Source organism: Leyella stercorea DSM 18206 (assembly GCF_000235885.1).
GTDB classification, from domain to species: domain Bacteria; phylum Bacteroidota; class Bacteroidia; order Bacteroidales; family Bacteroidaceae; genus Prevotella; species Prevotella stercorea.
This window is the reverse complement of the sequence record NZ_JH379427.1, coordinates 1-12385: the sequence shown is the minus strand read 5'-3', so window position 1 is coordinate 12385 and position 12385 is coordinate 1. Positions and strand designations below refer to the sequence as shown.

Here is a 12385-nt window from a genome sequence, read left to right as displayed (position 1 = left end):
CCTCCCCGACGGGGAGGGTTGGGAGGGGCTCTTTTACCTTTTTACTTTTATCTGTTGCGGTAGGCGAGTGGTGTCATGCCGGAGTGCTGCTTGAAGAAATTGGTCATGGCACTCTGGTCGCTGAAGTTGAGGTGGTCGGCTATCTCGCCCATCGTCATATCGGTCTGCGTGAGCAGGTTGCAAATCTCCTTGTAGACGAGCGATGTGGCATGCTCGTTTATGGTCGAACCGCTTATCTCCTTCACCAGTCGCGAGAGGTAAGCCGTCGATACGTTCATCAGGTCAGCGTAGAAGCGTATCTGACGTTCTTTGCGATAGTTGCGGTAGAGATGGTGAAGGAAAACCTCGTACACCTCTTTCTTGTGTCCGAGGTCGCGCGTTACGGAGCACTGCTCGTAGGGCAGCTCGTCGATGATGAGCTTCAGCACGTTGAACATACTGCGTATCATCTCTACTTTGTTGATGTGCTGGTGGCGCACGATGTCGCGCACGAAGTGGAAGATGTCGGCTATGCTCTTGTATTTTGTGTCGTCGAGCTGGTAGCGTTGCACCTGTTTGGCGAAGTTCTCGTCGACGAGTATCGCTTCCGCCTTGAAGTCGGTAGACAGCTGTTCGATGTGTGCCACTTCGTGTGGCGTGGTTATCAGCAGATTGTGAGCTGAGAGCTGTATGCTCTGCTCTGTGTTGTTTCCCTGCAGGCGCATACGGCAACTGCCCTCATGCACCAAGAGTAGTTTGGTGAACAGGGTGCGCTCTTCCGCCATACAATGAAATATGTTGTATTCGGATGTGTCAAAGCCGGAAAAGCTGTCGCTCTCTTCTCCGTTCACGGAGAAGTGGGCGGCGTATGCTCCATATATATCCTTCAGCTTATATTTGGTGGCAAACTCTTCCAAGTTGTATACTTTCATCGAATATGTCTTCTTTTGATTGATGTAGTGCAAAATTATAAAAAAAAACCTGTAAGCAGAAACCATTTGTTTGAAATATGGTTTCGCTTACAGGTTTACTTGTCTATTTATTATTAGCTCTCTGCTTTTGAATGTTTTGTGGTGGCGTGGTATGGGCAAGATGCCCATACCTCCTATGAGGGCTGCGTAGAAGGTTGCGTGGGTATGACAGGATGCCATACCCTCCTACGAGGGCTGCGTAGAAGGGGGCGTGGGTATGGCAGGATGCCATACCCTCCTACCTTATTGCTTTATTTCAAAGAGAACTTGTGCGAGTGGAGCATCTCCTTCGGGTCGAGTGCCTTGTCGAGTTCTTCCTTGCTCATCAAGCCCTGCTCGATAACGATGTCGTACACGGAGCGACCCGTAGCGTGAGCTTCCTTTGCTACCTTCGAGCTTGCCTTGTAGCCGATGATGGGGTTGAGGGCTGTAACGATGCCGATGCTGTTCTTCACCATCTCGTAGCAACGCTCCTTGTTGACGGTGATGCCGAGAACGCACTCCTCGGTGAGTGTCTCGATGGCGTTCTTCAGCCATGTGAGGCTCTCGAAGAGGCTCGCTGTGATGATTGGCTCCATCACGTTCAGCTCGAGCTGACCAGCCTCGGCTGCGAAGCTGACGGTGGTATCGTTGCCGATAACCTTGAAGCAAACCTGGTTTGTAACCTCTGGGATGACAGGGTTCACCTTGCCCGGCATGATAGAAGAACCAGGAGCCTTCGGCGGGAGGTTGATTTCGTTCAAGCCGCAGCGCGGACCAGAAGCCATAAGACGCAAGTCGTTGCAGATCTTTGAGAGTTTGATAGCCAAACGCTTCAATGCTGATGAATAGCTTACGTATGCACCGGTGTCGGGTGTAGCCTCTACGAGGTCGCTTGCCGATACGAAGTTCTCGCCGGTGAGCTTGCTTAGGTTGGCAGCGCAGAGCTTTGCGAAGCCCGGAACGGCGTTCAGACCGGTACCGATGGCTGTGCCGCCCATGTTAATCTCGTGCAGCAGCTTCACGTTGCGCTCGAGGTTGAGAATCTCCTCCTCAAGGTTGTTGGCGTATGCGTTGAACTCCTGACCGATTGTCATAGGCACAGCGTCCTGCAACTGTGTACGACCCATCTTGATAGTGTCGTTATACTCCTCTGCCTTGTAGCGGAAAGCGCTGATGAGGCCGGTGAGTGCGCCTACGAGATGGATGTTCATGCGAATGAGTGCCAGACGGATAGATGTCGGGTATGCGTCGTTGGTGCTCTGACCGCAGTTGACGTGGTCGTTAGGCGAGCAATATTGGTATTCGCCCTTCTCGTGACCCATGATTTCGAGTGCGCGGTTGGCGATAACCTCGTTGACGTTCATGTTAACTGATGTGCCTGCGCCGCCCTGAATCATGTCGATAGGGAAGTTCTCGTGCCACTTGCCGTCGATAATCTCGCGGCAAGCCTCAGATATCGCACTCGAGATCTCGTCGTTGATTACGCCGAGCGAGTGGTTGGTCTGTGCGGCTGCCAGCTTCACGTATGCGTTGGCGATGATGAAGTCGGGGTAGTCGCTCATCGTCTTACGTGAGATATGATAGTTGTTGATACCGCGCTGAGTCTGCACGCCGTAGAGTGCGTCAGCAGGAACCTGAAGTTCTCCCAAGAGGTCGGCTTCTACTCTGAATTTCTTTTCGTTTGCCATAATAGTTGTATTGTTTAAATTGTTTATATATTCTTTTTTTAAAACTCTTTTACTTTTTAGGCTGCGTGGTATGGGCAAGATGCCCATACCTCCTAACTTTTACTTTGCAAAGTTACGGCTTATATCAGACAAAGCATTTATAAAAAGCGAACCTTTATTTGTAAAAAGCGAACCACTTGCAAATATTTGTAAAAATCGAAAGTGACGTTATTGCAAAGGTTTTGCCGTTAGGCTTCCCGTATAATATTCTGAAAGCCTAAAGACTTTCAGTTCTTTTCTTTGCAGTCTGCCCGAAATGTCGTAACTTCGCACAAACTCTTAATGCATCAAAAGTAATGTTTATAGTAATACTGTTTATATTTCTCGGTATAGCCTTGGGTTATACCCTGCGCACCCGTCTGGCTTCAAAGGTCGGCGTGATAGGTGCGTTGAACGGACGCATAACGACGTGGCTGATATGGCTGCTGCTCTTCATGCTTGGTCTTGAGGTGGGCAGCAACAAGCAGCTTATCGCCGCACTGCCCACGTTGGGCGTAGAGGCGATGGTGTTGTCGGTGAGCGCAACGCTTGGCAGCTGCGTGCTGGCGTGGGCGTTGTGGAAAAGCATGAAAGTAGGAGAGAAGCGATGAAAGGTAGTCTGATAGTAGTGGCGTTCTTCGTGCTCGGCGTGCTGGCAGGACGCAGCGGCGGTATGCCCGAGTGGATGCTGAGCAGCGGCACAAGCTTCGTGGCGCTGTGCGCACTGCTGCTCTGCGTAGGCATCAGCATAGGTCTCAATCCTGACATGAAGAGCGATATAAAGAGTCTTAATCCGCGTATCGCCCTGCTGCCAGTAGCCACAATACTCGGTTCGTGGATGGGGGCAATGGCGGCATTCTTCCTGATGAACAACGATGTGTGCTCCTTGCTCCATCACCGTCAGCTCACCGACTGTCTGGCTGTAGACAGTGGCTTTGCCTACTACTCGCTCTCGAGCATCTTCATCACCGAGTATCGCGGTGCCGAACTCGGCACCATAGCTCTGCTGGCTAACATCATACGCGAGATGATTACGCTTTTGCTAACTCCGCTGCTCGCCAAGTGGTTCGGTCCGCTGGCTCCTATCTCGTCTGGCGGTGCAACGACAATGGACACCACACTGCCCATCATCACGCAGACCGTTGGTCAGCGCTACGTCGCACTCAGCATCTACCACGGCTTCGTCACCGACTTCACCGTGCCGTTCGTCGTCACCATGTGGTGTACGCTGGCTTAATTTCGGGCTGCGATATTTTATAGCGGGTTTCTTTGAACAGGAAACCGCTTGTCACAATCTGTTCAGGAAATCCTTTGAAGCTGATTTCTTAGTGCTGTCCAGTTTCAACGTGCCAAAATTGTAGCTCAATTTCACTACTAGGCGTTGAGTGTCGCCGTTGGTATCCATTGTTGTCCGTATATTGTTATATTTCATTGTCCAGTTGTTCGACCTGTCGGTATGGAATATGTCATTAGCAGCAACCGTCAAGTTCAGCTTGCCCTTCATTATGCGAAGTATATATACCAGATCCATCGTCCACCAACTCTTATGGTCGAACAACGTACTTGTGCCGCCACTGTCGAAATAAGCATCGAATACTAAAATTGAATGGTTGTTCAATGGCCACTGCGCATTTGCATTAATATCCCAAGAAGCTTTGTTCCACGAGTGTTCTTCTCCTAAATAGTTTGCCTTGACAAAGGGCTGGACGAATGAACCAGTCAGATCTACCTGGACCGGACCTATCGAAAAGTTATATAAAGCGGTAGCCACAATGTTCTCTGACTTGTTAAAGTTCACAGGCATAAACTTGATGTTCTTATTGTCAACCGACGTTTCTGTCCAGAACGGCAGATCTACTATTCTGTCTTTACTTCTGTTGTAGGCTACTGATGCCAACAAGTTGCCATAGTTATAGCTGAGCTTTATGTTGGTTGTTACATTTGGCTTCAGCTGCGGGTTTCCTACCTTATATGAGATGGCATCATAATAGTAGAGTCCGGGATTCAAGTTGGAAAACGAAGGGCGTCCGATGGTCTGTCCTACGGATAAGCTCACAGAAGATTTGGCTGTCAGTTGCTTCTTTGCTACCAAGTTGGGGAACAGTTTCCATACTGTAGAGTCGGTGAACGTTCCAGACACGCCGGTCTCCAACTTTCTACGGTCGGCTTCCATGCGTAAGCCACCTTGCAAATAAAAGCTGCTGAATTGTCTCGAAAGTGACAAATATGCACCATACAGACTCTCGTGAGTATCGTATGTCTCTACATCCGCATTGTAGGCATAATTGCCTTTATTGTTCATAGTCGAGAAGAAAAGCCCCATTGACACGTTAGCCCACTTGCGACGACTGTTGTATGATAGGCGCGTACCTCCGATATGATATTTCCCCTCACTTGCTGTAGCGACAGCAGGAACAGTGGCTGCCAATCCTGTCTCATCGGAGTGGTTCTGTGCGTAATCGGCTATAATAGAGAGTGTGCGTGTAGAGTCGATTTCGTTTCTATAGTTCACGCTGGCACTATGCAGATAGTCTGCTCCTCGCTTCTTCTGATTGAACGTCATTTCGGTTCCATTCATCGTCTGCCAAGTAGGTTCTTTTATATGCGTGTTGCCTATGTTGCCCGTATATTGAAAGCCGAACGACTGTTGTCGGCTGATTTCCCAGTTCATCGAATAGAACCATTCGAACGTACGAGCGTTTCCTATCGTATGTCTCTCCTTTGCGCTCTCTATGTCTTTTTGTGGCAAGAATACAGTCTCTGTGGTTTTGTCTATCTGTGTTGTACTTAAATACGAAAACCCTGCCGTAAGAATATTGCTCACCTTCTTGTATTTCTCGTTTATGGACACATTTGCCATATCCACATAGTTTCTGGCAAAAATAGACGTGTTGCTTAACTCTGTAGACAGTGTATTGCCCAATGCTGTTTTGGTGGTGATGTACACAACGCCCTTATTGCTGGCGCTATATTCTACTGTTGGATTTGAATCAACCACAATCTTGTTTACCTGCGACGCAGGTATGGCTTTAAGCTCAGCCATACTTACGGGTCTTCCGTTGAGAACAAATGTTGGAGTTCCACCTTCTAACAACTGCAAGTCGGAGGTTAATCCTGGAATCATGCCGAGCACGTCGGTTACCTTTCCCATATACTGCAAATAGGAATGTGCTACATCCACGGTTATCTTGTTCAATCCTACTTTCACTGTATTTCTTTTGCCCTTCACCACAACACCTTTAACCGTCATGGTCTTGGGTTGCAGCCTGATGATGCCCATCTCCGTATTGTTGAATATACGGTTTACGGTCTTATAGCCAATGTATGTGATACGGGCTAACACCTTTCTGTAGTTGGAAGGAATGACAAAGTAGCCGTTTTCATTGCTCACGCCCTGACCTACGATGGTGGAATCGATGGGCGACAGCAAGGCTATTGTGGCGTATTCGGCTGCATTGCCTCGCTCGTCAACAATGCGTCCCTTATATCGAAGCGTTGACTTCTGCCTACATTCCACCATTATGTTGTTCTCTACCTGCGTCATTCTGATAGGGTAGAAGCCAATGAGTTGCATGATGGCATTGGGAACACTCATGTTGCGTATGCTCTTTGTCACCTTGAAGTCCTCCAACTCGTCGTACACAAAGTTAATGGTGTATTTATGTTGACGAGCATTCAAGTCCTTCAATGCCTCAGAGAACGACACATTATTATATTGTCTGGTGATGCGCTGGCCGTAAGATTGCTGTACGAAAGCCAGCAGAAAGAAAAGAAGCAGGCAGATGGTCTTGCTGCTGTCGGGCGTTTGCTTAAATATGTTTTTCATAATACGTCCTCCGTTCTTATTTCACTACCAGTTCTCCTTCGGCATACTCTATCTGTATGCGGTCGAAAGCATTCAGAATCTCCAGGTTCTGCTCCAATGTCTTCGTCTTGTTCCAGTTGAAGAAGAGACGCACATGCTGTGTGTCTGCGTTGTCATACCTCACCTTAACGTGATAGAAGTCTGCCATCTGCGTAAGTATCGTTCCCAACTCGGTATTGTCGAATACGACGGGTTTCATGTCGAGCGAGTCCTTTGGCTCTGCAGTCACGGCTTTAAGGCTGTCGTCGGCTGACAGACCAGACTTGTCTGTCTGTTCTGTCACGGCTTTATTGTCCGCAACTTTGTCAGAAACCGCGAACTTTAACCAGCCGTTCTGCACGGCAGCCAAGGCTACGCCAGAGAGGAAGATGATGCCAATGATAGAGGCTGCGATCTGCATTCGGTTGTGGTAAGAAGTGTTCGTTCCTTTGCTAATAGACTTAGCCTTATTGTGCTTTTCCGAAAACTCCTTCCAGGCCTTGTCCACATCCACCTTCTTTGGCGTGGCTTTCCTGCCAGCCATTCTCGCCATAGCCAAGTCGCGTAGGAACTCCTGCGCTTCTTCGTCGGCAAGCAAGCGTTCCATCTGCTCGTCGGTATATTTCTCGGGATGCTCCTGCATATCGAAGAGCATCAACCGCTTTTCGTCTTTGTTCATCGTACTCATTGTTTTGCTCATTTAATTTGTCTTCTAATCCAGTCCATTGCCTTAGAGAGATGGTTGAACACCGTCACTTTGCTTACTCCCACCTCGTCTGCCACCTCCTGATACGACTTGTCTTGCAGATAGCGCAGGCGGAAGATTAGCTTACGGATGGGAGGCTCAAGGTCGTCGATGAGAAGCAGCAGTTGTTCGAGACGCTCGTCGGTGTCTTCAGAAAGAACCACGTCGGCATCATCCAACAGTAGCTTCGCCACTCTTTCCTTAACGCTCTTGTGAGCAATCTGATTGAGACAGCGGTTGCGCACGCTTCGCATCATATAGCCTTCTTCGCTCTCAGGCAACAGGACTACATCATCAGCAAGAATCTGCGTGAACACTTCGCTCACCACATCCTTGCTCTCGTCGTCATCCGAGAGAATGTATCTGGCCAGATTGTACATCTTCTCATAGTGCCGCCGAAACATCTGTTCTATGTCCTTTTCTTGTGTCATATACTTATCTATACAGTTGAGCAAAGCGAAAAACTAAGCAAAACATTGATTTTTTTGAAAAAACATTACAAAGGTAATGGATAAAATGAAAACAAAAAAGAGTCACTCCGAAGAATGACTCTTTTCAAGTGGTGCCACCAGGAATCGAACCGGGGACACAAGGATTTTCAGTCCTTGTTGTATATCCCTGCAAATGGTTGAGTTCTAGTAGCAAAACAAAAAAGAGCAGTCTTGTAGTTGAAACATTTTGGAAAACAACAGGATTGCTTCCTTGGTTATTTACTCTTGTTTGTTATCTCTGCTGTATGGCAGAAAAGGCTCTTTGTAGAGTAGTAGTCTGCACATACAACATAAGTTTTGTTTATTTGTAGGCACTTCTCCTATAATAAGAATAAAAGAAGTGACTACATAGGTTTATACAATACTTACTCTGTCCTTACCTGGAGTTTTTTGAAATCCAAATCCCATTTATTCTTAATGAGAAAAGGCATTCCAAGGATGCCATGGATCTGTATTCCACTTTCATTTTGTACCATAGAAATAGCTTTTTCTGTATCCACAACAGAGAATGTAACATCACTCTACTTACCCTCAAAGGCTATTGCACACCTTACTTGTCTGACATTTTTTCTAGAGCCGTCAATACCCATAATGGCAACATCATTGTTTAGTTCTAGAACTGAAAATAGATGTTGAAGTTTAGCATAGACAAAAGCACATTATGAGTTGTTCCTGTGTCTATCAAAAAGCAAAGGGTTGGCTTGCTTGATGTTACAATCAGTGGCAAACCATCCCTGCTTAGGCTGTAATGTAGAGGAAAACTATTCATCTTCTTCGCCTATTTCTAAATAATTTCCATATTTATCAAAATAATTGAAATTCAATGTTAAGAGATTGTCTTCTCTCATTTGTAAACTTTTTGCAATAGGCATATTCAAGAGTTCTAATGGCGACATCAAAGCATACTTAAAAGCATAATCTCTTCTTATAGGGTCTTTTAGACGTTCTGTTGCCTGTGGGCTTAACCAACAATTAACATGTACAGTAGGAGGCATAGTATTGTCTTCTGCTATCTCTAATGCCCAACTTGTGCTGTCACATATTTGCCTTTTTCCATTATAAGTATTAAGAGCTTGCTTAATTTGCTTAGATAAAGTTTGAGCAATTTTTTTAGGATTAAAAGCCTTTTCTTTCTGCTCATTTGTCATAGGCGGAACACCAAATTTTATGCTACGCACTATATCTCTTATAGTACGATAGTCCCTATATCTTCCATTGCTTGAAATAATAACCGTATAGCCATCTTTGTTGAAACAGAAAATTTCTCCTTTGAGTAAATGACTTCCATCATCGCCCTCATACTTAACACCGCTGATAGTATTATAATCAAAATCAGTTTCTTCACCATGGTTTATTCCTTTATAAGCAAAGCTGTGCTTGCCCACAATCTCCATTGCTTCTTTTGGTGTCTTAATCCAAGGGAAAGCTTCTACATAGATGCTTTGGTCATTCGGCATAGGAGCTTTATATTCAATGTAATAATGTAGTCCATCTGTACTTTTTTCTACTTCTGATGTACCTACAGGCAAGTCAATAAGGAAAATATCGGATTGCACCTGTTTTAATTGCCAATTTTCTGTACAACCTGTTAATAATATCATCAATAGGGATAATAGAGTGATTGTTTTTGATTTCATATTATTCGTCTTTTTGTTGGTTTTGGCTATAAAGCCATTTGTTAGAATATGATTTTGTTAAATTAATTATGAGGAGAATAGGTGCTATGGCACACAACAATGCTGAGAAAGTATAATTATCTCCATCATTACTAAATATTGATATAAAAGGGCAAATTATCGATGTAAGAAGAAATGGAAGCACAGTCTTTATCAAGTCTTTCTTCATGGGAATACTATCAGCGGAGTAATTCTGAAATAAAGATATTTTTTGCAGCAATGGCAATAGGAGGATTTTCTCACCTGTAACAGGCTTTTTGCTCCATAATAAATAGGTATAGTAAACAAACGCAATGAAAAACCAGGGTAAGTAAAAAAGCCCCAAAACGTTCATCGTATCATCATATTTAAATCCAATACCGCATACAATAAAGAAAAATGCCATTACACAAGTTGCACAGATTTTCACTGCATACTTACCCATAATGTTCCAAAGTGATGCTTGTTGAAAATTGGAAATAACTTGTCCTTTTATCTGTTCATTTTCTTGTTTTTTTTGTACGTCTATCAATGATATCGTAAAGAATAGAACAAATGTTAGAACCATAGCCATATATTCTGCCGTAGGGTCAGAACTTGAAGAACCAAGTAGCATAAAACTTGACAAGAAATAAAGTATAGACTTTACTGCCCTTTTCCACTTCTTCGAGCGTAGAGGTCCACTTTTGAAAATATATACTGCCCATCCAAACATAAGAATGGATGATAGTGCATACCTCTTGAAAAACTCGAATGTGTAATCAAGTTCATTGTAGGTGCTTTGTACCTTTAATGCAATGCAAACAACCAAAGCCATGTCTGCTAAAGATAGTGTCACTAAAAGCCAAGCCCCAAATGTTTTCAACTTCCTTCGCTTGTAGTTGAGAGGTTTCTCATGCCCAATAAACATTGTGAGCAAGAAGAAAAATACTGTGATAATTGATGCCATATTTATTTGTTAATTTATATTTTTATCATTTTTGTCACTCCACTTTACATAAATAACAACTCCTAATGCAGCAAAACATAAAAGTGCAATAAAGATATAGTATGCCCATTGATACAATAGCATAATTGTGTATAATGCTAATGTAGCAATGGTAATTATTGTATAGATAGGATTGTCCTTAATGTCTAGCAAAAAGCACTTTATTATTTGTCCCAACATTACCTTTAATGGGGTCTCATTTTTAATCTCTAAATATTTAAGCCTTTTGCTTTTCCTAATCCATAAATAAAATAGGAAAGCAGTGACAATGAACATACTAAGCCACCAAGGAGTTGGAGTAATGTCGTCATATTCCCCTCTCCATCTTTGGGCAAACAAATCAGATGAAAGCATTGCGAATGTAGCTGTCAGCAAGGCTTTCTGCAATAAAGGTTGCTGCTTGGACAACACCTTGTGTTTCAATACGATTTTTCTCATATACATATTATTTTGCTGTTTTCGTAAGGGCATAAAAAATAGGTGCAGGCAATCCTTTATTTGAAATTCGGAGGTATCGCCAAACACCCATGCAACCCAAATAAGGAAAAGCCCACACCTTACGGCATGAGCATTCACCTACTTACTACAGGTTACATATTCTTCTAATTGGCGATTTTCCGAATATCCTTAGTAAGAAGCAAACACTTCTTTAATATGTCTTATAAATAGTCTCTTATATCATTGGCAAATCATTTTATTGATTACTGACTACAAAGTTACTCATTTTTCATAAGGAAACCTCTTATCATCCGTGATTTTTAGACTTTTAGACATATAAATGCCGTGATTGGTGTGGGCAGAATAGTAAAAAATGCCCAAACATCATATGGCAGTGATATTAGGGCACAGTTGTATAAGTCCGTGGCAATATAATCATGTTATCCAAAGATCATAGACGCTCTGAACATAAAGAAAGGTAAATCCTGCACATCGCGTAGTTGTGCTCTAAAGCCTTTCAACTTAGAGTTCTTTTTATGTCTTGGAGAAAATTTATGTGCTGCTGAAATACATCTGCAACAGACATAACCCTTTCCTCTTTATCAAGATGATGTAAAAGAGAAGTAGCTGTAAATTCTGTATCAGAAGCTTTCAACTTCACTATTTCCGATTTGACTTCACAAATTTTGTTGGCTATCATTTTTCTATAATCTCCCTATTGGAACATTTTTCATTTGGCTCATTCCGCTTAAAATCCCAATGCTGTGGTTTTACAGATATTCCAAGACTAATGTATCTTGATTTTCTGTCCTTGCAAATCCTCACTTTCAGTGGAAACTCACCATTCTTTAATGGAGTGTACTTGTAACATACAACTTCAACTGTCGTCATTTTCTAGAAAACATTTTAGAAAACAACCTGTGGTTTCCTACCATATTTCAGCACTATACAACACGAAAAAAGCAGTCAAGACATTATCTTAACTGCTTTCTTGTGGTGCCACCAGGAATCGAACCGGGGACACAAGGATTTTCAGTCCTTTGCTCTACCATCTGAGCTATGGCACCAACTGCGTTAATTTTGCGAGTGCAAAGGTACGCATTATTTTTGAATCTGCCAAATTATTTGCCGATTTTTTGTGAAAAATGATATATTAAACTGTAAGTTGTGTGATTGTATAGTGGTGTGTAGTGGTTTGAGAGTGGAAATAGAATTGGGTAAGAGTGGGGTTTTTGTGGTATCGCAACAGATCTTATGTGATGCAAATGCTGCATTGTAATAATGTAAAGCCTATGTTCTTGTCATTGTATACCGAACGCCGCCCGATTGGATTGCGTCCGCCGTCCGATCGGATTGCGTCCGCCGTCTGATCGGATCGCGTCCGCCGTCCGGTGAGTAGAGCAGAGCTTCTACAACGCTAAATCTGAGTTTTTGCAACACTAAATATGAGCTTTTACAACACTAAGTCTTAGGTTTTGCAACAATAAAGGGACTGCTTTTTATTGATAAAAAAGAGGGTGTGTCAAAACTATAGAATTGCGAAGAATGGCTAACTGTAGGAGGCTACGGCATTCCTGCCGTAGCCA

The 12385-nt window shown here is 43.8% G+C and carries 11 protein-coding genes and 1 tRNA gene; 2 read left to right on the top strand and 10 right to left on the bottom strand.

Annotated elements, in window-relative coordinates; genetic code table 11:
• Window positions 1-47: 47 nt before the first annotated feature.
• Complete coding sequence (locus tag HMPREF0673_RS13370; RefSeq protein ID WP_050804960.1) at window positions 48-911, bottom strand: helix-turn-helix domain-containing protein; 864 nt, start codon at window positions 909-911, stop codon at window positions 48-50.
• Between the two features lie 290 nt (window positions 912-1201).
• Complete coding sequence (gene aspA, locus HMPREF0673_RS06750) at window positions 1202-2620, bottom strand: aspartate ammonia-lyase (RefSeq protein ID WP_040596601.1); 1419 nt, start codon at window positions 2618-2620, stop codon at window positions 1202-1204.
• Between the two features lie 335 nt (window positions 2621-2955).
• On the opposite strand from aspA, the gene HMPREF0673_RS06745 reads away from it, so the two are divergent.
• Together HMPREF0673_RS06745 and HMPREF0673_RS06740 are read left to right on the top strand one after the other, a co-directional pair.
• Complete coding sequence (locus tag HMPREF0673_RS06745) at window positions 2956-3249, top strand: LysO family transporter (protein WP_007899890.1); 294 nt, start codon at window positions 2956-2958, stop codon at window positions 3247-3249.
• The gene (locus tag HMPREF0673_RS06740; protein WP_007899888.1) at window positions 3246-3875 is read left to right on the top strand and encodes a LysO family transporter; all 630 of its coding nucleotides are present in this window, start codon (window positions 3246-3248) and stop codon (window positions 3873-3875) included. Before HMPREF0673_RS06745 ends, HMPREF0673_RS06740 begins: the two co-directional genes overlap by 4 nt.
• Before the next feature lie 51 nt (window positions 3876-3926).
• Here HMPREF0673_RS06740 and HMPREF0673_RS06735 read toward each other — a convergent pair whose 3' ends face one another.
• The 8 genes from HMPREF0673_RS06735 to HMPREF0673_RS06695 all read right to left on the bottom strand — a co-directional run bounded on the left by HMPREF0673_RS06735 (window position 3927) and on the right by HMPREF0673_RS06695 (window position 11866).
• A complete protein-coding gene (locus tag HMPREF0673_RS06735) occupies window positions 3927-6464 on the bottom strand; it encodes an outer membrane beta-barrel family protein (RefSeq protein WP_007899885.1) in 2538 nt (845 codons plus the stop codon).
• Window positions 6465-6480: 16 nt separating this feature from the next.
• Window positions 6481-7161 carry a DUF4974 domain-containing protein gene (locus tag HMPREF0673_RS06730; protein ID WP_245544235.1) on the bottom strand — a complete coding sequence of 227 codons (681 nt, stop codon included), beginning with the start codon at window positions 7159-7161 and terminating at the stop codon, window positions 6481-6483.
• Window positions 7162-7178: 17 nt separating this feature from the next.
• Window positions 7179-7658, bottom strand: a complete 480-nt coding sequence (locus HMPREF0673_RS06725; protein WP_007899880.1) for a sigma-70 family RNA polymerase sigma factor — start codon at window positions 7656-7658, stop codon at window positions 7179-7181.
• Between the two features lie 821 nt (window positions 7659-8479).
• Window positions 8480-9355, bottom strand: a complete 876-nt coding sequence (locus HMPREF0673_RS06715; protein WP_007899877.1) for a hypothetical protein — start codon at window positions 9353-9355, stop codon at window positions 8480-8482.
• A gap of 1 nt (window position 9356) precedes the next feature.
• The gene (locus HMPREF0673_RS06710) at window positions 9357-10322 is read right to left on the bottom strand and encodes a hypothetical protein (RefSeq protein ID WP_007899875.1); all 966 of its coding nucleotides are present in this window, start codon (window positions 10320-10322) and stop codon (window positions 9357-9359) included.
• 9 nt (window positions 10323-10331) lie between these two features.
• On the bottom strand, window positions 10332-10799 hold the full coding sequence (locus HMPREF0673_RS06705) for a hypothetical protein (RefSeq protein ID WP_157591650.1): 468 nt from the start codon (window positions 10797-10799) through the stop codon (window positions 10332-10334).
• Window positions 10800-11495: 696 nt separating this feature from the next.
• On the bottom strand, window positions 11496-11690 hold the full coding sequence (locus HMPREF0673_RS15050; RefSeq protein ID WP_007899868.1) for an Arm DNA-binding domain-containing protein: 195 nt from the start codon (window positions 11688-11690) through the stop codon (window positions 11496-11498).
• A gap of 103 nt (window positions 11691-11793) precedes the next feature.
• A tRNA-Phe gene (locus tag HMPREF0673_RS06695) sits at window positions 11794-11866 on the bottom strand.
• Between the last annotated feature and the right edge of the window lie 519 nt (window positions 11867-12385).

Bases quoted from the DNA above. Each gene is read 5' to 3' on its own strand.
- HMPREF0673_RS13370 (WP_050804960.1), bottom strand. From the start codon at position 911: ATGAAAGTATACAACTTGGAAGAGTTTGCCACCAAATATAAGCTGAAG.
- aspA (WP_040596601.1), bottom strand. From the start codon at position 2,620: ATGGCAAACGAAAAGAAATTCAGAGTAGAAGCCGACCTCTTGGGAGAA.
- HMPREF0673_RS06745 (WP_007899890.1), top strand. From the start codon at position 2,956: ATGTTTATAGTAATACTGTTTATATTTCTCGGTATAGCCTTGGGTTAT.
- HMPREF0673_RS06740 (WP_007899888.1), top strand. From the start codon at position 3,246: ATGAAAGGTAGTCTGATAGTAGTGGCGTTCTTCGTGCTCGGCGTGCTG.
- HMPREF0673_RS06735 (WP_007899885.1), bottom strand. From the start codon at position 6,464: ATGAAAAACATATTTAAGCAAACGCCCGACAGCAGCAAGACCATCTGC.
- HMPREF0673_RS06730 (WP_245544235.1), bottom strand. From the start codon at position 7,161: ATGAACAAAGACGAAAAGCGGTTGATGCTCTTCGATATGCAGGAGCAT.
- HMPREF0673_RS06725 (WP_007899880.1), bottom strand. From the start codon at position 7,658: ATGACACAAGAAAAGGACATAGAACAGATGTTTCGGCGGCACTATGAG.
- HMPREF0673_RS06715 (WP_007899877.1), bottom strand. From the start codon at position 9,355: ATGAAATCAAAAACAATCACTCTATTATCCCTATTGATGATATTATTA.
- HMPREF0673_RS06710 (WP_007899875.1), bottom strand. From the start codon at position 10,322: ATGGCATCAATTATCACAGTATTTTTCTTCTTGCTCACAATGTTTATT.
- HMPREF0673_RS06705 (WP_157591650.1), bottom strand. From the start codon at position 10,799: ATGAGAAAAATCGTATTGAAACACAAGGTGTTGTCCAAGCAGCAACCT.
- HMPREF0673_RS15050 (WP_007899868.1), bottom strand. From the start codon at position 11,690: ATGACGACAGTTGAAGTTGTATGTTACAAGTACACTCCATTAAAGAAT.